This window comes from Streptomyces catenulae (genome assembly GCF_000718015.1).
Lineage (GTDB): Bacteria > Actinomycetota > Actinomycetes > Streptomycetales > Streptomycetaceae > Streptomyces > Streptomyces catenulae.
Map to the genome: position 1 here is coordinate 1 of NZ_JODY01000003.1, position 19,811 is coordinate 19,811.

Genomic DNA, 19,811 nt, shown 5'->3' on the forward strand with positions numbered 1-19,811 from the left:
GATGAGTTTGGTGGGGTCGGAGTCGAGGTCGACCATGTTTCCGGCCTCCTTGGCGGCGGAGGTGCCGGTGTTCATGGCGACGCCGACGTCCGCCTGGGCGAGGGCCGGGGCGTCGTTGGTGCCGTCGCCGGTCATCGCGACGAGTTTGCCGCCCGCCTGCTCCCGTTTGATGAGGGCCATCTTGTCCTCGGGGGTGGCCTCGGCGAGGAAGTCGTCGACGCCCGCCTCGGCCGCGATGGCCTTGGCGGTGAGCGGGTTGTCGCCGGTGATCATGATGGTCTTGATGCCCATCCGGCGCAGCTCGCCGAAGCGCTCCCGCATCCCCTTCTTGATCACGTCCTTGAGGTGGATGACACCCAGCACCCGCGCCGTCGCGGAGCCGCCGTCCCGGACGACCTCACCGACCACCAGCGGGGTGCCGCCGCTCGCCGAGATGCCGTCGACATGGTGGCCGATCTCCGCGGTCGGATGGCCGCCGTTGTCGCGGACCCAGCGCATCACCGCGGTCGCCGCGCCCTTCCGCAGCGACCGGCCGTCCGCCGCCAGATCCACACCGCTCATCCGGCTCTCCGCGGTGAACGGCACGAACCGCGCCCGGTGCAGCTCGCCCTCGTCCCGTCCGCGCAGCGCGTACCGCTCCTTGGCGAGGACGACGATCGAGCGGCCCTCGGGCGTCGCGTCGGCGAGCGACGACAGCTGGGCGGCGTCGGCGAGTTCCCCGATGTCCACCCCGTGCGCGGGCAGGAACGCCGCGGCCTGCCGGTTGCCGAGGGTGATGGTGCCGGTCTTGTCGAGCAGCAGCGTGGTGACGTCGCCCGCCGCCTCCACCGCGCGGCCGGACATCGCCAGGACGTTCCGCTGCACCAGCCGGTCCATCCCGGCGATGCCGATGGCCGAGAGCAGCGCACCGATCGTGGTGGGGATCAGCGCCACGACCAGCGCGGTGAGGACGACGAGGCTCTGCCCGGCACCCGCGAAGAGGGCGAACGGCTGGAGCGTCACCACGGCGACCAGAAAGATGAGGGTCAGGGAGGCCAGCAGGATGTCGAGCGCGATCTCGTTCGGCGTCTTCTGCCGGGCCGCGCCCTCGACCAGCGCGATCATCCGGTCGATGAAGGTCTCGCCCGGCTTCGAGGTGATCTTGACGACGATGCGGTCGGAGAGCACCTTCGTGCCGCCGGTGACGGCCGACCGGTCGCCGCCCGACTCCCGGATCACCGGCGCCGATTCCCCGGTGACGGCCGATTCGTCGACGCTGGCGATCCCCTCGACGACATCGCCGTCCCCCGGGACGGTCTGCCCCGCCTCGACCACCACATGGTCGCCCTGGCGCAGTTCGACGCCGGGCACCTCCTCCTCGGCGAGGTCGGCGGCGCCCGGCCGGTAACCGGTCAGCCGCCGCGCCGTCACCGTGGTCCGGGCCCGCCGCAACGCCTGGGCCTGCGCCTTCCCCCGGCCCTCGGCCACCGCCTCGGCGAGGTTGGCGAAGAGGACCGTCAGCCACAGCCAGGCGGTGATCGCCCAGGCGAAGACGCTCGGTGCCTGGGCGGCGGAGAGCGTGGTGAGGACCGCGCCGACCTCCACCACGAACATCACCGGATGACGGAACATCACCCGCGGATCGAGCTTGCGCGCCGCACCGGGCAGCGACCGCACCAGCTGCCCCGGATCGAGCAGCCCGCCCGGTACCCGGTCCCGGGCCGGGGTGGAGAGGGGCGTGGACATCAGTGCAGCGCCTCCGCGATCGGGCCCAGGGCGAGGGCCGGGAAGTACGTCAGCCCCACGACGACGATGACGACGCCGGTCAGCAGCGCGATGAACAGCGGCCGGTGGGTGGCGAGCGTCCCCGCGGTGACCGGGACGCGTCCCTGCCCGGCGAGCGAACCGGCGAGCGCCAGCACGAACACCATCGGCAGATACCGGCCGAGCAGCATGACGACCCCGAGGACCGTGTTGTACCAGCCGGTGTCCGCGCTCAGCCCGGCGAACGCCGAACCGTTGTTGTTCGCCGCGGACGTCAGCGCGTACAGCACCTCGGAGAAACCGTGCGGACCGCCGTTGAGCATGGCCGCCCGCTCACCGGGGAGCGCCATCGCCAGCGCCGCACCGGCGAGGACGAGGCCGGGCGTGGTCAGCAGATAGAGCGAGGCGCACTTCATCTCCCGGCCGCGCAGCTTCTTGCCCAGGTACTCGGGCGTCCGGCCGACCATCAGCCCGGCGACGAAGACCGCGACGATCGCCAGGACGAGGATGCCGTACAGCCCCGAGCCGGTGCCGCCGGGCGCGATCTCGCCCAGCATCATGTGGAACATCGTCATCCCGCCGCCGCCGGGCGTGTACGAGTCGTGGGCGGAGTTGGTGGCGCCGCAGGAGGTGAGCGTGGTGGCGACGGCGAACAGCGCCGAGCCCCAGATCCCGAACCGGGTCTCCTTGCCCTCCGTCATCCCGCCCGCCGCCCGCCCGGCGGCGGAGCTGACGGCGTGCAGTTCGTTGACGGTGACGATGACCAGGGCGGCGATCCAGATCAGCGCCATGACGGTCACGACGGCGTAGCCCTGCCGCTGGTCGCCGGTCATCGTGCCGAAGGTCCGCGGCAGCGCGAACGCGATCACCAGCATCAGATAGATCTCGATGAGGTTGGTGAGCGCGGTGGGGTTCTCGAAGGGGTGCGCGGAGTTCGCGTTGTAGAAGCCGCCGCCGTTGGTCCCCAGCTGCTTGACGACCTCCTGGGACGCGACGGCACCGCCGGGCACCCGCTGCCGGTCACCCGCGAGCGTCAGCACCTCCTGGGCGCCGTGCAGATTCTGGACCACCCCGGAGGCGGCCAGTACGAGTGCGAAGACGACGGCGAGGGGGAGCAGGACCCGCAGCACGATCCGGGTCAGATCCACCCAGAAATTGCCGACCAGATCGGTCCGCCGCCGGGTGAAGCCGCGGATCAGCGCCGCGACGACGGCGATGCCCACGGCGGCGGAGACGAAGTTCTGCACCGTGAACCCGGCCAGCTGGACCAGATGCCCCATGACCGACTCGCCCGCGTACGCCTGCCAGTTGGTGTTGGTGGCGAACGACGCCGCGGTGTTGAACGACAGATCCGCGGGGACCGGCCCCCGGCCCAGGGAGAGCAGCAGATGGTGCTGCAGCCGCAGGAAGGCGTACAGGAAGAGCACCGACACCGCGGAGAACGCCAGCATGCTGCGGAGATAGGCGGGCCAGCGCTGCTCCGCCCCGGGGTGCACCCCACCGGCGCGGTACACCAGCCGCTCGACCCGCGCATGGCCGGTGGCGGTGAGCACCCGCGCCAGATGGTCGCCCAGCGGCCGGTACGACAGGGCCAGCGCCGCCACCAGCACCAGCGCCTGGAGGCATCCGGCGAGCGTCTCGTCCATCCGCGCCCTAGAACTTCTCGGGGCGGACGAGGCAGACGATCAGGTAGATCACCAGCGCGACGGCGACCACCAGGCCGATGATGTCGTCCACGCTCACAGCCGCTCCGCCCCTCGGGCGGCCAGCTGGATGAGCGCGAACACCACGACCGTGAGGGCGATGTGGACGACGTCCGACACAGCTGAGCCACCTCGCAGCACCGGGGGAGCGGATCTGGGGACCCACTCTCCCCGAGGAACCCCGGATCCCGGCGGCGACGCGGCTGACGACCGGGGGTTCCCGCGGTGCCGCGGGGCCGACGGGGTGACGGCGGCCCGGCTAGTCCGATGAGCTGAGCGCGCCTTCCTGCGCGGCGCCGGAGCGCAGCCCGGCGGTCCACTTCTCCTCGATACGGCCGAACTTCCAGACGGCGAGCGCGACCACCCAGGTGGCGAAGAAGAGGCCGACGATGACGAAGCCGACGAGGTTGAGGTCGAGCCCGGCGATCCAGTCCCAGAAGAAGCCGTGCAGATCGAGCTTCTCGGCGAGCAGCCCGAGGAGTTCGACGGTGCCGATGAGCAGCGCGACGGCGACCGAGAGCCCGGTGATGGTGAGGTTGTAGAAGACCTTGCGGACCGGCTTGGAGAACGCCCAGCCGTAGGCGAAGTTCATGAACGAACCGTCGATGGTGTCCAGCAGCGACATCCCCGCCGCGAACAGCACCGGCAGGCAGAGGATGGCGTACCAGGGCAGCCCGGAGGCGGCGCCGGACCCGGCCAGCACCAGCAGCGCGACCTCGGTCGCGGTGTCGAAGCCGAGACCGAAGAGCAGGCCCAGCGGGTACATCTGCCAGGGCTTGGTGATCGACTTCATGACGCGGCCCAGGAGGCGGTTCATGAACCCGCGGTTGTTGAGCTGCTCCTCCAGCGCGTCCTCGTCGAACGATCCGGCCCGCATCCGCCGGAAGACCCGCCAGATGCCGACGAGGATGACGAGGTTGACGGCGGCGATGATGTAGAGGAAGACGCCGGAGACGGTGGTGCCGATCAGCCCGGTGATGTCGTGCAGCCGGGAGTTGTCGTCCTGCACCGGTCCGGCGAGTGTCTTCACGCCGAGGGAGAGCAGGAAGGCCAGCGCGAAGACGACGCTGGAGTGCCCCAGCGAGAACCAGAAGCCGACCGACAGCGGCCGCTTCCCCTCACCCATGAGCTTGCGGGTGGTGTTGTCGATGGCGGCGATGTGGTCGGCGTCGAAGGCGTGACGCATGCCCAGCGTGTACGCGGTGACCCCGATGCCGATCCCGAAGGTCTTGGTGCCCAGGCTGTAGTGTTCCGGCGCCACGATGGCGATCAGCGTGAACCACCCGATGACGTGCAGGGCGATGATGAACGAGGCCATGCCCGCCATCCGCCCCCACTCGGCGCGGGTCATCGAGCGGGCGATGCGCTGACGGCGGGTGAGCGCGGTACCGGCCGCGGACGGGGACGGGGACGTGGGCATGGACACTGCTTTCTTCCGAAGGACGTACCTCTCCACATTCCTGCGGGTCGGTTTTACTTGCAACCAATGTGCAGTAAAGCTTCGGAACGGCCCCCTCCGGTGAAAACCGCCACCGGACGGCGCCGATCGGCAGCGGATTTCCGCGCTCCGCCGCCCCTTTCGGAGGATGAACCCGCGCGGCGGCCCTTCCCGGAAAGGCGCGGTGTACGGGGTGAAGAGGCACACACAATCCCGACGCGGGAAACCGCCCGGGCTGTCGGTTCCGGCCGGTGGGGATGGTGCAGGATGGGCCGCGGATGTGGTGCGATGTGTACCGCACCCGGCGGTGTTTGTATGTTTATCCCTGGAATTGATCGATGTGGATATTGCGTCAGGCAGTGCCCCCACGAATGAGGTGAAGCGGTGAACGGCCCCGATGCCACCGATGAGCAGTGGGAGGGTCTGGCCGAGGTCGTCCCGCTGCGTAGCGGCAGTGAATGGCCTTCCTGGCCGGATCACCGTGCGCTCCCCGAAGACGATCCGACCGAGGAGAGCCGCCGTTTCGTCGTGATCAGGGTGCAGACTTTCGCGGACGCCCGCGAGGTCGCCGAGTACCTGATGGCGCAGATCCCCGTACTCCTCGACCTCAGCAGCGCCGACGCGGATGTCGCCAAGCGCATCCTCGATTTCTCCAGCGGCGTCGTCTTCGGGCTGGCCAGCGGAATGCACCGGGTCGACACCAATGTCTTCCTGCTCGCACCCCCGGGAACGGAGGTCGCGGAACCGGCCGTCGGCGGCGTCCCTCATTCGTAGGAAGAGCCGACGGTGTAACGGTTCTCCGACGGGCGCCCCGTGGGACCCTGCATAGCGTCGGGCTATGCATAGCGACAGCGCGCGTCCCGCGCTCACCGAGTTACGGCTCTCCGCCTTCCGCAACCACCGGGGCGTCAGCCTCCCGCTGAGCCCCGTCACCCTGCTCACCGGCCCGAGCGGCAGCGGCAAGACCGGGGCGCTCCAGGCGTACGGCATCCTCGCCCGGCTCGGCGCCGGGGAACGCCTCGCCGACGCGCTGGCATCCGTACCCGGCGGCGCCCCGGCGTGCGTACCGGCCGACGCGCGCCCCGACGAACAGGGCCGCCGGGGGTTCCGGATCGGCTGCACCGTCGACGGGCCGGCCGGTCCGGTCCACCTCGATCTGGCCGTCCAGACCGAGCCCGACCTGCGGATCGCCGGGGAACGGCTGACCGGCGGCGGCACCACCCTCCTCACCACCGCCCTGACGGACCCGGCCCGCCGCGCCGTCCAGGCCGCCTGGCACACCGCGGGCGCGGCGCCCGTCACCCGCGCACCCCTGCCCGACGACCGCCTCGGCACCCCGCTGCTACCGCTCCGCGTCGCGGGCAAGACCGCGGGTCAGCGCCTGGTGCTCGCCGCCGCGGAACAGGTCGTGGTGGCGCTCAGATCGGTGTTCCGGTGCGATCCGCGGCCGGAGGCGATCCGCGGCGAACGGCCCGCCACCGGATGCGCCGACACCGAACGGCCCGGGGGAGCGCCGGACGACCGGACGCCCCGGGAGCGGCGCACCGCCGTCCGCCCGGGCGCCACGAAGCGGACGGAGCCCCGCCCGGCCAGGGGCGAGGCGGCGTACGTGGCGCGGCTGCGGCCCTCCTGCGACAACCTCGCGGTGGTCCTGGAACGGATGGCCGAGGCGCGGGCACGGCGCCGTACCGGCCTGCTGACGGCGGCGCAGGGTGCCTGGACGGCGCCGGTCGAGGGGCTGCGCGCGGTGCCCCGGCAGCCGGACCGGCGGACGGCGGCCGACGGTCGGACGGCGGCCGACGGGCGGAGCGCCGCGGAACCGGCGCCGGGCCCGGTGGCGCTCCGGGAGGGGTCGACCGGACCGGCGGGCATCCGGGCCGTACTCGACCGGGTGCGCCCGGGGGAGATGCCGCTGGACCGGCTCGGCGACGGCGAACTGCGCTACCTGGGGCTCGCCGTGGTGCTGCTCACCGGGCCCTGGGCGCTGGCGATGGACCCGGTGGCGGAGATCCCGGAGGCCCGTCAGCAGCTGACGGTGGTCGCGGACGGCGCGGACCGCTGTATGGACGCCCGGCAGGCCGCCGAACTGATCGCGCTGGCCGCGCGGATGGCCGACCGCGGCCGGGTGCGGCTCCTGGGGACGGTGCGGGATCCGGTGGCCGCCGACGGACTGCCCGGGGTGCGGGTGCTACACCTGGGGGCATGAGTGAAGATCTCCCCACCCTCCAGCGGCGACTGGCCGCATTCGCCGCCGCCCGGGACTGGCAGCAGTACCACAACCCCAAGAACCTGGCGGCGGCGCTCAGCGTCGAGGCGTCCGAACTGGTCGAGATCTTCCAGTGGCTGACCCCTGAGCAGTCGGCCGCGGTGATGTCCGAACCCTCCTCCGCACACCGGGTGGAGGACGAGGTCGCGGACGTCCTCGCGTATCTGCTGCAGTTCTGCGAGGCCCTGGGGATCGACGCCCTGGCGGCCCTGGCCGCGAAGATCGAACGGAACGAATCCCGCTTCCCCGCGGTACGCGACGCCCGCCCGGACCGCGACCGCGCCGCGGACGGGACGCCGGAGGGGACGCCGGACGGGCCCGGCGGGGCGGATTCCGCCTCCTGAGCTTCGTCCGGCGGCCCCCCGCCGTTCCCCGGGAGCGCCCGCGGACCGGGCAGGTACGGGGCGAGGGCCGGGTGACGCCTCCGGTTGCGAGAGGAGTGAGGACGGCCGGGCCCGCCGGGGACCGGCCGTCGGCATCGCCGGGGGTGGCCGGTTCGGGCACCCCCGCGGGGCGCTTTCGGGCGTTTCCCCCGGCACCGGACCGGGGCGTCCCTGCTGCGCCACCCGCCGACTGCCGTGGCGGAACGGAGCGCCGTGCCGTCCGGGACCGGGGCGACGGTCGCGCTCCGCGGGTGCGCCGGAGCGGGCCGGGGAGACCGTGCCGGAAGGGAACGGAGGGGCTCGGGCACGCCATAAGTCACTCTCCGGAGTTATCGATCTCTCCACACCGCCTTGGTTGTCCACAGATTTGCGAATTCCCCTGGAGTTTTTGGGTGTTCACCCTCACTCTGGGTAGTGGAAGAGTGTGGGGTGAGACGGATGACGACGAAGGGAGGAACGCGCATGGACGCGGTGCGGATCATCGCGGCCAGTCGGCGCGGTCTGGCAGAGGCGAGCACGGTGCACGAAGTGGTCGTCGAGGCATGGCAGGCGCAAGCCCTGGCCGAGGCGGTCGGGAGCCATCTCGCGATATTCGGTCCGTACGAAGTGCGGTCCCGGGCACGGGGTTTGGGTGATGCGGGCGGGCGGTTCAGCGGGGGACTGCTCTGCCCGGTGACGGGAGGCGGTGGCCTGCGGGCGGCCCGGCTGACCGAAGTGAGGGACGTCAGAGCTGCGTTGACGGGGCTGAGCGGACTGCTGCGGGAGGTCTGCGAGGTGCTGGTCGGCGTCGTGTGCACGGCGGACGAGGAGGGCGTGTACTGGACCTGCGTCGAGGTGATGGACTCCGCGGACGAATCACGTGACCGCATAGCCGGAATACTCGAAATACTGGAGGTACGCGACCGCGACCTCGCCTGAGACACGGCACCGCGGACCGGCCGGCTTCCCCCGGCCCTCCGCAGACCTGATGCCGACGGCTGCGCGCTCCGGCCCTCCCCGGGCCCGATGACCCCAGCCGTCCGCCCCGGCCTTCCCCCGGGCCGGTCCCCGCCGGGCCCCTCCGGGTGGTGCCGGAGCCGCGCTCCCCGACGCGACGCCCGCCCCGGCAGGCCCGCGCCCCGGGGACGCACCCGCGGCTCCGCCGGTGGCTCCTTCCGTTCGCCGGATGCCCCGATCCGGGGCGCGCGGTCCGCGGCGACGGTTCCGCGGGGGCTGAGCGTGCAGGATGGAGTCATGGATCTGCGTATTTTCACGGAGCCTCAGCAGGGGGCTTCCTACGACACCCTTCTCACCGTCGCCAAGGCCACCGAAGACCTCGGCTTCGACGCCTTCTTCCGCTCCGACCACTACCTCGCGATGGGCAACTCCGACGGTCAACCCGGCCCGACGGACGCCTGGATCACCCTGGCCGGTCTCGCCCGCGAGACGCGGCGCATCCGCCTCGGCACCCTGATGACCGCCGGTACCTTCCGGCTGCCCGGTGTGCTGGCGATCCAGGTCGCCCAGGTCGACCAGATGTCCGGCGGCCGCGTCGAACTGGGCCTGGGCGCGGGCTGGTTCGAGGAGGAGCACAAGGCGTACGGCATCCCCTTCCCCAAGGAGAAGTTCGCCAGGCTGGAGGAGCAGCTCGCGATCGTCACCGGACTGTGGGGCACGGCGGCGGGCGAGGAGTTCTCCTACGACGGCACGCACTACCAGCTGACCAAGTCGCCCGCGCTGCCCAAGCCCGCCCAGCACAAGCTCCCGGTGCTGATCGGCGGCCACGGGGCGACGCGCACACCGCGGCTCGCCGCGCAGTACGCCGACGAGTTCAACATCCCGTTCGCATCCCTCCAGGACAGCGAGCGCCAGTTCGGCCGGGTGCGGGCGGCGGCGGAGGCGGCCGGACGCAAGGGCGACGACCTGGTGTACTCCAACGCCCTCGTCGCCTGTGTCGGCAAGGACGACGCCGAGGTGGCGCGCCGTGCGGCCGCCATCGGGCGGGAGGTGGACGAGCTGAAGGCCAACGGTCTGGCCGGTTCGCCCGCCGAGGTCGTCGACAAGATCGGGCGGTACGCCGAGATCGGTGCCTCCCGCGTCTACCTCCAGATGCTGGATCTGGACGACCTCGACCACCTGGAGCTGATCTCCGCCCAGGTGCAGTCGCAGCTCGGCTGAGCCCTGCGGTCGCCGCACCGGACCGGGATCCGGGGCACGGCGACCGCACCGGGCACAGGGGGCCGTCGGCCCGGCGGGTCACCGCCGGTCGGCGGCCCTCGTGCCGTTGGCGTGCCGCCCGGGGTGTGCGGCGGGGCGTGCGGCGGGGCGTGCGGCGGGGCGTGCCCTCAACTTCCGGGGCGGTCGGTCATCGCGGTCCGGGGCCCGGTGGGCGCGGTCCGGCACGGCCGTTCGCCGGGCGCCGGGTGAGGAGCGCGGACCGCCGGGCCGTGCGGGCGTTTCGTCGCCGCCGTCCATATGGTGCTTTGCCGTAATCGTCGTCAACCTGACGCCTCGCCGGACGGGTTTTCACGGCCCGTGAGGCGCCAAGTTGACGGCGGCTCGACGGAGGGCGGCGGCGCGCCGGTGGGCCCGATCGCCGTACCGGAATCCCGCCGCGCGCCGCGCCGGAGCCCGGCGGAGACGCTCCGGACCCCGGACGGAAGGGGCACAGGCGGGAAACCTGAGGCGAACGGAACCGGCCATGGAGGAGACCGCGGGCGGCCCGTGAACGGCGCGGCCCGGGCGGTCGCACGGGCCTCGGGCGCCCCTCGCGCAGCCCGTCCGTGGGCGCTCCGTGAGCCGCTTCGGCGGCCCCCACGGGAGGCGTCCGAGCGGTGTTCGCGGCGTCGCCACTGAAAAGATCCCGTTCTCCGCGGCACCGCACCGGCGCACCGATCGGGCGGGCGCAGGCACCGGGGAGCAGCGCCGACGCCGAACGGCGGTGCGGAGCGTACGCCTGGGAGGGGGCCCGGCGCTCACGCGGTGCACGGCGCCAGGAGCGGAGCGCGGCGCGGACACCCGGCGCACGGAGTCTCCGGCGCGCCCCCTGGGGAACGCGCCCGCGCGGGTCCGGCCGTGCCCTCATGCCGACTCGGGGAACACCCCGACGCGTCCCCGAGCCGTACCCCCACTTCTCCCCCGAATCGCGCCCGTGGCGTTCCCCGCGGGGCGGAAGCGGCCAAGATGGAGAGATGGGATTCCAAGTCGATTCCGAGGCCGGGCGGCTGCGCCGCGTCATCCTGCACCGTCCCGATCTGGAGCTGAAGCGGCTGACGCCGACCAACAAGGACGCGCTCCTCTTCGACGATGTGCTGTGGGTGCGCCGGGCGCGGGCGGAGCACGACGGGTTCGCCGATGTGCTGCGTGACCGCGGGGTGGCGGTGCATCTCTTCGGTGATCTGCTGGCCGAGACGCTCGACCTGCCCGCCGCGCGCGAGCTGGTCCTGGACCGCGTCTTCGACGAGAAGGAGTACGGCCCGCTCGCCACCGATCATCTGCGGGCCGCGTTCGACGGGCTGCCGGTCGAGGAGTTGGTCGAGGCGCTGGTCGGCGGGATGACGAAGCGGGAGTTCCTGGAGCGGTACCCGGAGCCCACCTCCGTCCGCTTCCATGTGATGGAGCTGGACGACTTCCTGCTGGGCCCGCTGCCCAACCATCTCTTCACCCGTGACACCTCCGCCTGGGTCTACGACGGGGTGTCGGTCAACGCCATGCGCTGGCCGGCCCGGCAGCGCGAGACGGTGCACTACGAGGCGATCTACGCCCACCATCCGCTCTTCCGCGACGAGGACTTCCACATCTGGTCGCAGGGCCAGGCGGACTATCCGTCCACCATCGAGGGCGGTGACGTGCTGGTGCTCGGCAACGGCGCGGTGCTCATCGGGATGAGTGAGCGGACCACGCCGCAGGCGGTCGAGATGCTGGCCAGAGGGTTGTTCGCCGCGGGATCGGCCCGCACCATCGTGGCGCTGGACATGCCCAAGAGCCGCGCCTTCATGCACCTCGACACGGTCATGACCATGATCGACGGCGACACCTTCACGCAGTACGCGGGGCTCGGCATGCTCCGCTCGTACACCATCGAGCCGGGTGGCGGCGAGGGCGATCTCAAGGTCACCGACCATCCGCCGGAGCACATGCACCGCGCGATGGCGGCGGCGCTCGGGCTGAGCGACATCCGGGTGCTCACCGCCACCCAGGACGTCCACGCCGCCGAGCGGGAGCAGTGGGACGACGGCTGCAACGTCCTCGCGGTGGAGCCGGGCGTGGTGGTCGCCTACGAGAGAAACGTCACGACCAACACCTTCCTGCGCAAGCGCGGCATCGAGGTCATCACCATCCCGGGCAGCGAACTGGGCCGTGGCCGGGGCGGTCCGCGCTGTATGAGCTGTCCGGTGGAGCGCGACGCCATACCGGGCACGGCCTGAGGCGGCCCGGCCGCGGGGCGCCGCCCGGCCGTTACCGGGGCGGCGCCCGATTAGGCTCCGTGCGGGTCCCGGCCCGGCTCCGGCCGTTCCCCGGCCATCCCTCGGCTCGCCCGGGGCCGCTCCCGCGTCCGCCCGGGGCCTGCCCCCCCGGCCCGCCCGGGACCCGCTCCCGGACCGCTCCGCCCCGTCCGCAGGCATCCGGACCGGCCGTCGCCGGGCGCGCCGAGACGGCTCCGGCATCCCACCTCTGAATAGTGATACGGCGGCTCGTATACACTTCCAGAATTCGTTGTCCGAAACACACCCTCGTGCCCCGATGCCGTGAACCAGGAGTCACCATGGCGATAGATCTCACCGGCCGCCACTTCCTCAAGGAGCTGGACTTCACCGCCGAGGAATTCCGCGGCCTGGTCGACCTGGCGGCCGAGCTGAAGGCCGCCAAGCGCGCCGGGACCGAGACCCAGCGGCTGCGCGGCCGCAACATCGCCCTCATCTTCGAGAAGACCTCGACCCGCACCCGCTGCGCCTTCGAGGTCGCCGCCGCCGACCAGGGCGCCTCGACCACCTACCTCGACCCGTCCGCGTCCCAGATGGGCCACAAGGAGTCCGTCCGCGACACCGCGCGGGTGCTGGGCCGGATGTTCGACGGCATCGAGTTCCGCGGCAACGCCCAGGCGGACGTCGAGGAGCTGGCCGCGCACGCCGGTGTCCCGGTGTTCAACGGTCTGACCGACGACTGGCACCCCACCCAGATGCTCGCCGACATCCTCACCGTCGTCGAGCACGGCGGCGGCCGCCCGCTGACCGACACCGCCTTCGCCTACCTCGGCGACGCCCGCTACAACATGGGCAACTCCTACCTCGTCACCGGCGCCCTGCTCGGCATGGACATCCGGATCGTCGCGCCCCGCCTGCTCTGGCCTTCCGACGAGGTCGTGGCCCAGGTCCACGCCCTCGCCGCGGCCAGCGGCGCCCGCATCACGCTCACCGAGGACGTCGCCGAGGGCGTACGCGGCGCCGACTTCGTGACCACCGACGTCTGGGTCTCCATGGGCGAGCCCAAGGAGGTCTGGGACGAGCGGATCGCGCTGCTCTCCCCGTACGCCGTGACCATGGACGTGCTGCGGGCCACCGGCAGGCCGGACGTGAAGTTCCTGCACTGCCTGCCCGCCTTCCACGACCTGGGCACCGCGATCGGCCGGGAGATCCACGCCCGCCACGGACTGACCTCGCTGGAGGTCACCGACGAGGTCTTCGAATCCGCGCACTCCGTCGTCTTCGACGAGGCGGAGAACCGCATGCACACCATCAAGGCAGTCCTCGTCGCCACCCTCGGCCGCTGACGACCGCCGCCCGCGGGGTGCGCCCGGCGCACCCCGCACCGCATACCCATACGCACAAATGGGCGATCATGCAGTCATAGCGGTTACCATCGACCGCTCACGGGAAAACCGGCCCACCGGCCGCCACCCGTTCTCCGCCCGCCGGACTCGACCAGCACCGGCAGCGCGCCCCGCACCACCAGAGATGAGAACCACCCCATGCGCCCGTCCGCATCCCCCCGCCCGTCCCAGGCGCGGCGCACACCGCTCGCCGCCCGCCCCGTGCTGCGCATCAAGTCCCCCGATGCGCTCCTCGCCGAATCGGGCACGGACCTCGACGGCAACGGCCTCACCCGCAGCATGGGCCTCTTCCAGGTCGTCTGCTTCGGCATCGGCGCGATCGTCGGCACCGGCATCTTCGTCGGCCTCTCCGACACCGTCGCCCACGCCGGTCCCGCCGTCCTCATCTCCTTTGTGCTCGCCGCGCTGACCTGCGTCTTCACCGCCTTCTCCTTCGCCGAGCTGGGCGGCGCGATACCGGTGTCCGGCAGCTCGTACTCCTACGCGTACGCCACCCTCGGCGAGCGGACCGCGTTCCTCGTCGGCTGGTGCCTGCTGCTGGAGTACGGCGTTTCGGTGTCGGCGGTCGCGGTCGGCTGGGGCCAGTACCTCAACGAACTGCTCGGCAGCCTCACCGGCTGGGAACTGCCCGCCGCGCTGGCCAGCCCGCCCGGTGACGGCGGCATCGTCAACATCCCGGCGGTCGTCGTGATGCTGCTCGCCGCGACGCTCCTGGTGCGGGGCATCCGCGAGAGCGCCCGTGCCACCGCCGCCATGGCCGTCCTGAAGATCGTGGTGCTGCTGCTCTTCTGCGGTATCGCCCTCTCCGCCTTCCGCGACGGCAACCTCACCCCGTTCGCGCCCGAGGGCGTCGCCGGGATCACCTCCGGCGCCTCCGTCGCGTTCTTCTCGTACATCGGCTTCGACGCGATCACCACCGCGGGCGAGGAGGTCAAGAACCCGCGGCGGAACATCCCGCTGGCGATCATGATCTGCATCGGCGTGGTCACCGTGCTCTACTGTCTGGTCGCCCTCAGCGCCATCGGCGCGCTCTCCGCCGGGGACGTCGCCGACAAGCCCGCCGCGCTCTCGCTGATCGTCAACCACGTCACCCACTCCGCCGTCGGCGGCGGGGTGATCGCCTTCGGCGCGGTCGTCGCCATCGCCTCCGTCGTCCTGGCGGTCATGTACGGCCAGACCCGCATCCTGATGTCGATGTCGCGTGATGGCTTGATCCCGAGGGTCTTCGCCCGGATCTCACCCCGTACCGCCACGCCCGTCGCCAACACCTGGATCGTCGCGGTCGTCTTCGCGATCCCCGCGGCCGTCGTCCCGCTCGACGTGGTGATGAACCTGACCACCATCGGCACCCTGTCGATCATGGCCGTGGTGAACATCAGCGTCATGGTGCTGCGCCGCACCCGCCCCGGTCTCGCCCGCCGCTTCCGGGTCCCGCTTTTCCCGCTCAGCCCGATCCTCGGCATCGCGTTCAGCATCTATCTGATCTACGGCACGGGCCGCGCGACCTGGCTGGAGTTCGCCGGATTCCTCGTCGTCGGCGCGATCGTCTACGCGTGCTACGGACGCCGCCACTCCCGCCTGCGGGACGCCGGGGAGGCGGCGCCGGACGCGGCGGGCGCACCGTCCGTCGAGGAGGCGCACCGCTCGGAGCCCGCGCCCCTGAGCTGACCCGTAGGGGGCCGGGGCCGCCCCGCGGGCGGTGGCCGGTCCCCGGGGCTCAGACCGCGGCGCGTGCCTCGCTGCCGCGCGGCTCCAGGTGGCTCAGCGCGCCCGCCGTCGCGAGCCCCGGCAGGGTGTGCTTCCACAGCGTGGTGACCCGGTCCGGCAGGTCGTTACGGTCGCTCGCCGCCAGCGAGAACAGCTGCACACCGAAGTACGACGAGACGAAGAACTCCGCCGCCCCCTCGGGCGAGACGCCGGGCAGCAGCTCGCCGTTCTCCTTGGCGTCCGAGAACATCCGCACGATGATGTCGATCCACGCCTGGTACGGCACCAGCGGTTCCTCGCTGAACGTCGTCTCCAACGCGATCCGGGTACCGGCCTGGAGCAGCGGGTCGTCCCGCAGGGCCACCGCCACCTGATGCGTGAAGTCGATCGCGTCCTGGAGCCGGGACTCGCTGACCTTCTGGTCGAAGTGCTGGGTCTGCTCCATGATCACCGCACGGGCCAGCGCGTGCTTGGAGGAGAAGTGGAAATACAGCGCGCCCTTGGTGACACCGGCCCGCTGGATGATCTCCGCCATCGTCGCGGCCTCGTATCCGCGGACGCCCATCACCTGCGCCGCCGCCTCAAGGACCGCACGCCGTGTGCGCACTGCGCGTTCCTGCTTGACCACCGATCGCCCTCCGTCTGCTCTCGTGGAGTTGTTGTGCCCGAGTGCGCCCGTCGCACGTGGCGGGGGTCTCGTTCCGCATCATAAGGATCCAACCGCTCGGTACGGCCCGGGAATCGGTGCCGGTCCGTGCGTCACGGAGCGCAATCGTCGCACCGGGCGACCCCCGCCGTTCACCCTCGCCCGCCTCGCCGTTCACCGTCGTGTCCGATGTGTCGCCCCTCCCACCGGCCCGCCCGTGGGGGAGCGCTGCCGCCCTGTCGGGGAGTCGGTCCGCACCCCTGGGACCTGCGTAATTACCGGCGCGTAGGCGGGAGAAGGGCGGTGCGGCGGTGACGGAGGGCTGTCCGGCGGGCCGTTGGGCGGCGGCGTCGCCGGGCCGCCGGGGCGGAGCGGTACGGGGTGCGGATACCGGTGGGAAGGGCGTGGATCCGTACGTCCGGTTGACGCACGGTGAAAATGTCCAACACCCCGGGGGTTGGCGGAAATTCATCGCCGTCGGTGTCTGACGGGTCTGACGGCTCGAACGGGACGGGCCGTTCAGGGGCTGCCGCCCGGGGTGTGGGGGCCGCGCGGTTCAGCTCGCGGCGGGGGCCGGGACGGCGACGGGGGCGTTGGGGAGGAGCGTCCAGACGTCGGCGAGCGCCGCCTCCGCCCACCAGGCGGGGTCCTCGTAGCCGAGGTGCAGCAGGCCCACCACGACCGACGTCAACAGCTGTGCGGTGCGGCGCGGTTCGATTTCCGATCGCGAAGCGCCACCGGCGCCGCCGGTCATCGCCTTGTCGAGGAAGAGCGCGTACCAGCGCCGCTCCAGCGAGGTGATCTCCAGCCCCGGTGCGGTCTCCGGGCGCAGGCGGAGCCCCGCGCGCAGCACCGGGTCGCTCTCCACCCGCAGGAACAGCTCCGCGGCGAAGTCCTGTACGGCGGTGCCGATCGGCTGCGGGGAGCGGATCAGACCCTCCTCGATGTGCTGGAGGGTGCTCAGCGCCGTGTCGCGCACCGCGAGGGTCAGGTCGTCCTTGGAGGTGAAGTGGAAGTAGAGCGCACCCTTGCTCAGCCGGGCCCGCCGGCTGATCTCGACCATCCCGGCAGCGGCCACCCCTTTCTCCAGGAAGGTCTCGGCGGCCGAGCGGATGAGCGCCTGGCGGCTCTGGATGGCGCGATGCTGCGTGGGCACGGTGTCCGTCCCGTCTCTAGTGCGGCTGCGAGCTGGCAGGACAGTCTACTGAGAAAACCAACCATGCGGTTCTGTATGGGGTTCCGGAATGGCCGGTATGGGGTGCGTGGCGTCGCATATCGTTCGCCCGTCCGGCCGTGGGAAAATGGTTGAAGAGCCCACGATTTCCGTGTGGGGCCTGGGATCACGCGGGTGAGAGCCTTCTGGGACGGGAGTGCATTGACAAACAGCGCAGACGGTTTTTAAATCTGCGAAGGCGGTAAACGGGATCCTCCTCTTCCGTGGTGACCGCCACGGCGGTGGCGCACCGCGTCGGGACAGCGGTGTGCCACGGAGGACCCTCCCCAGCCGTCGCCCGTCGTCGACCGCGGGCCACCGGGACCAGCCGGACGGCCACGCTCCCCAGCCAGTGCACCCATCGGAATCCGGAAAGGTCTCCAGCCATGCGCGTATCAGCGGTAGTCGGCGAACGTCCTGTGAGAGGCGTACGGGGCGCCGGAAGCGAGACGATCAAGGCTGCCGTCTTCGATCTGGACGGCACCCTCGCCAATACGCGCCCGGCCATCGCCAAACTCCTCGTCAAGGTGGCCGCCGAGCAGGGCCGTACGGTGACCCCACGGCAGGCCGCGGCCGCCGTCGGCAAGCCTCCGGGCCAGGCGTTCGGACGGCTGCTGGGCAAGCCCGAGGACGATGCCCAGGTGCTCGCCGCGATCAATCGCTACCGCGAGCAGTTCGCCGTCGACGTCATGTGCCTGGGGCCGCAGTTGCTGTTCCCGGGTGTAACGGCCGGACTCTCCGCGCTCCGCGCCCACGGTGTGGAGCTGGCGGTCGCGACGTCCAAGTCGACCCGTGGCGCCGAGGCGCTGCTGGATGTCATGGGCATCCGGGAGCTGGTCGGTCCGGTCATCGGCCAGGACATGGTCCGCCGCGGCAAGCCGCACCCGGAGATGGTGCTGCGGGCCGCCGGGCGGCTCGGCGTCGCCGCCTGGGAGAGCGCGTACGTCGGCGACACCGTCGGCGACATGCGGATGGCGGTGACCGCGCGGATGGAGGCGGTGGCCGTCACCTACGGCGCCGGGACGTTCGGGGAGCTGGCGGCGGTCGCCGGTACCCGGATGTGCAGCTCGTTCAAGGATGTGGTGTCGGTGATCGCCGCGGCCCGGCCGCGGCGGATGCCGGCTCCGGCGCTGGCGGCGCAGCGACGCCGCCGGTGACAACCGTGCGGGCGCGGTGTGCGCCCGTGGCACGAACCTGAAGGGCCGACGGCCCTGACGGGGCAGCGGCGCCGGGGGGCGCCGCTGTCCGGTGCCGGTACCGGGGGGTGCCGTCACCGAGGGGGAAGGGGCTGCCGCCGGGGGGCGGTGCCCGTAGGGGGAACGGGCGTCCGTGGGGACGGACGCCCGCAGTGATGCCCGCCGGGGGGCGGGTTGCAGGAGGGGCGTTCCGGGGGGAACCGGATTCCGCGGTCACCGCGGCCTGCCGCAGAGCCGTGCGGCGGGCCGTCGCGCCGTGGTGCCGAACCGAAACGCCCACCCGTCCGTCGCCGCGTTCACCGGCGACGGACGGAGACCGCCGCGCGGGCCCCCGGTCAGCCCTCCGTAAGGAGGGGAGAGGGCAGACCGGGGTCCGCCGAGCGGACGGGGGCACTTCCCGGGACCACCCGTACGAGCGAGGGCATGGCGCGGGGGCCGCGCCTTTCGGGCGCCGTTGCCGCGCCGGGCGGCGCCGTCGGGTGCCGGGCCGCTTCCGGGCGGCGGGGCGTCGGGCGGCGACTGTCAGTGGTGGGTGTCACGCTGGGTCGGGAGTGCCTCGTGAAAGGGACAGTCATGATCACCACCGAATTTCTGCTCGGCTCGCCCTGCTGGCTCGATCTCGGCACCCCGGATCTCCGGAAGTCCACGGCCTTCTACAGCGAGGTCTTCGACTGGACCACCGAGCCGTTCGGCGGCCAGGAGCCCGGCGGGTACACGGTCTGCCGCCGGGACGGGAAGGTGGCCGCCGCGATCGGCCCGTCGGCGGAGGACGGCGCCGGAGCCTCCTGGACGGTCTACTTCCACACGCCCGACGCCGAGGAGACGGTACGGGCGGTGCGGGAGGCCGGTGGCGAGGTGCGGGTCCCGCCGTCGCCCGTCGGGGGTGACAACGGATGGCACGCCCAGCTCACCGATCCGCAGGGCGGCCGGTTCGCGGTCTGGCAGCCCGGTGCGCATCCGGGGCTGGAGGTGGCGGACGTCCCCGGCAGCCTGGAGTGGACGGAGCTGTGCACCACCGACACGGCGGCGGCGCAGCGGTTCTACGGCAAGGTCTTCGGCTGGCACACCCAGGAGATCCCGCTGCCCGGTGGCGGCGGGGGCAGCTACACGCTGGTGACACCGCGCGGCGGCGGGCAGGAGCGGACGCAGGGCGGCATCGTGCAGCTCCCGGCCCAGGCGCTCTCCGGGACCGGCGGCGCGGCGTACTGGCACCCGGTGTTCGGCTCCGCCGACTGCGACGCCACGGTCGCCGCCGTCACCGCGCGCGGCGGCGCCGTCCGGATGGGCCCGGAGGACGCCGAGGGCGTCGGCCGCCTCGCGGTCTGCACGGACCCGGACGGCGCGGAGTTCGTGGTGCTGACACCGGAGAGGAGCTAGGGGGCGACGGCTCGGGCGGCGTGACCCCGGGGCCCGTCGCTACCCCGCGGCCGTCTCCCGGTGGGCCCGTAGCGCCCGGGAGAAGAGGTCGCGGTCCTGGCCCAGGACGAAGGCGGTGACGCCGTCGGCCCGCCACTCCCGGCGGCGTTCCTCGGTGGTGGCCATCGCGCAGAACGGCACACCGTGCCGGGCGCAGGCCGCGCGCAGGGTGTTCACCGCCTCCCGGACCCGGGGGTGGCGCACCTGCCAGGGCACGCCGTACGACTGCGACAGGTCGCCCGGCCCGGGCAGTACGAGGTCGATGCCGCCGCCGGCTTCCGCTTGACCTCG

General features: G+C 72.2%; 17 protein-coding genes. 10 read left to right on the forward strand and 7 right to left on the reverse strand.

The genetic code is table 11. From position 1 onward, the window contains the following. The 4 genes from kdpB to nicT all read right to left on the reverse strand — a co-directional run. Nucleotides 1–1,725, reverse strand: a 1,725-nt coding sequence (gene kdpB, locus IF23_RS0104165) for a potassium-transporting ATPase subunit KdpB (protein ID WP_037677312.1), incomplete at its 3' end; no start/stop codon positions are given. Beyond that, nucleotides 1,725–3,389, reverse strand: coding sequence for a potassium-transporting ATPase subunit KdpA (gene kdpA / locus IF23_RS0104170; protein WP_030279873.1), 1,665 nt, complete (start codon nucleotides 3,387–3,389; stop codon nucleotides 1,725–1,727). The genes kdpB and kdpA, both read right to left, overlap by 1 nt. Nucleotides 3,390–3,396: 7 nt before the next feature. Further along, the gene (gene kdpF, locus IF23_RS33390) at nucleotides 3,397–3,486 is read right to left on the reverse strand and encodes a K(+)-transporting ATPase subunit F (protein WP_107126871.1); all 90 of its coding nucleotides are present in this window, start codon (nucleotides 3,484–3,486) and stop codon (nucleotides 3,397–3,399) included. Nucleotides 3,487–3,705: 219 nt separating this feature from the next. Continuing rightward, complete coding sequence (gene nicT / locus IF23_RS0104185) at nucleotides 3,706–4,797, reverse strand: Nickel transporter NicT (protein ID WP_030279875.1); 1,092 nt, start codon at nucleotides 4,795–4,797, stop codon at nucleotides 3,706–3,708. Nucleotides 4,798–5,268: 471 nt separating this feature from the next. Between nicT and IF23_RS0104190 the strand changes: the two genes are divergently transcribed. From IF23_RS0104190 to IF23_RS0104225, 8 genes are all read left to right on the forward strand, one after another. Next, complete coding sequence (locus tag IF23_RS0104190; RefSeq protein ID WP_030279877.1) at nucleotides 5,269–5,658, forward strand: cell division protein SepF; 390 nt, start codon at nucleotides 5,269–5,271, stop codon at nucleotides 5,656–5,658. 64 nt (nucleotides 5,659–5,722) lie between these two features. After that, on the forward strand, nucleotides 5,723–7,090 hold the full coding sequence (locus tag IF23_RS0104195) for an AAA family ATPase (protein WP_030279879.1): 1,368 nt from the start codon (nucleotides 5,723–5,725) through the stop codon (nucleotides 7,088–7,090). Next, nucleotides 7,087–7,494 (forward strand): nucleotide pyrophosphohydrolase, encoded by a 408-nt coding sequence (locus IF23_RS30915; RefSeq protein WP_037677316.1) that lies wholly within the window; start codon nucleotides 7,087–7,089, stop codon nucleotides 7,492–7,494. Before IF23_RS0104195 ends, IF23_RS30915 begins: the two co-directional genes overlap by 4 nt. A 501-nt stretch (nucleotides 7,495–7,995) precedes the next feature. Next, on the forward strand, nucleotides 7,996–8,451 hold the full coding sequence (locus IF23_RS0104205; protein ID WP_030279884.1) for a DUF6099 family protein: 456 nt from the start codon (nucleotides 7,996–7,998) through the stop codon (nucleotides 8,449–8,451). 315 nt (nucleotides 8,452–8,766) lie between these two features. Continuing rightward, nucleotides 8,767–9,690, forward strand: coding sequence for an LLM class F420-dependent oxidoreductase (locus IF23_RS0104210; RefSeq protein WP_030279886.1), 924 nt, complete (start codon nucleotides 8,767–8,769; stop codon nucleotides 9,688–9,690). A gap of 1,013 nt (nucleotides 9,691–10,703) precedes the next feature. Beyond that, the gene (locus IF23_RS0104215; protein ID WP_030279888.1) at nucleotides 10,704–11,939 is read left to right on the forward strand and encodes an arginine deiminase; all 1,236 of its coding nucleotides are present in this window, start codon (nucleotides 10,704–10,706) and stop codon (nucleotides 11,937–11,939) included. A gap of 338 nt (nucleotides 11,940–12,277) precedes the next feature. Beyond that, nucleotides 12,278–13,282, forward strand: a complete 1,005-nt coding sequence (gene argF, locus IF23_RS0104220; protein WP_030279891.1) for an ornithine carbamoyltransferase — start codon at nucleotides 12,278–12,280, stop codon at nucleotides 13,280–13,282. 198 nt (nucleotides 13,283–13,480) lie between these two features. After that, complete coding sequence (locus IF23_RS0104225; protein ID WP_051739204.1) at nucleotides 13,481–15,010, forward strand: amino acid permease; 1,530 nt, start codon at nucleotides 13,481–13,483, stop codon at nucleotides 15,008–15,010. 49 nt (nucleotides 15,011–15,059) lie between these two features. Here IF23_RS0104225 and IF23_RS0104230 read toward each other — a convergent pair whose 3' ends face one another. Together IF23_RS0104230 and IF23_RS0104235 are read right to left on the reverse strand one after the other, a co-directional pair. Further along, complete coding sequence (locus IF23_RS0104230; protein ID WP_245654882.1) at nucleotides 15,060–15,656, reverse strand: ScbR family autoregulator-binding transcription factor; 597 nt, start codon at nucleotides 15,654–15,656, stop codon at nucleotides 15,060–15,062. 595 nt (nucleotides 15,657–16,251) lie between these two features. Then, nucleotides 16,252–16,851, reverse strand: a complete 600-nt coding sequence (locus tag IF23_RS0104235; RefSeq protein WP_030279896.1) for a TetR/AcrR family transcriptional regulator — start codon at nucleotides 16,849–16,851, stop codon at nucleotides 16,252–16,254. A gap of 476 nt (nucleotides 16,852–17,327) precedes the next feature. On the opposite strand from IF23_RS0104235, the gene IF23_RS0104240 reads away from it, so the two are divergent. Both IF23_RS0104240 and IF23_RS0104245 read left to right on the forward strand, forming a co-directional pair. Next, complete coding sequence (locus IF23_RS0104240; RefSeq protein ID WP_245654883.1) at nucleotides 17,328–18,065, forward strand: HAD family hydrolase; 738 nt, start codon at nucleotides 17,328–17,330, stop codon at nucleotides 18,063–18,065. 612 nt (nucleotides 18,066–18,677) lie between these two features. Continuing rightward, nucleotides 18,678–19,481 carry a VOC family protein gene (locus IF23_RS0104245; RefSeq protein WP_030279900.1) on the forward strand — a complete coding sequence of 268 codons (804 nt, stop codon included), beginning with the start codon at nucleotides 18,678–18,680 and terminating at the stop codon, nucleotides 19,479–19,481. A gap of 39 nt (nucleotides 19,482–19,520) precedes the next feature. Here IF23_RS0104245 and IF23_RS33395 read toward each other — a convergent pair whose 3' ends face one another. Next, nucleotides 19,521–19,736: a hypothetical protein gene (locus tag IF23_RS33395; RefSeq protein WP_245654884.1), complete on the reverse strand. Its 216-nt coding sequence runs from the start codon at nucleotides 19,734–19,736 to the stop codon at nucleotides 19,521–19,523. Between the last annotated feature and the right edge of the window lie 75 nt (nucleotides 19,737–19,811).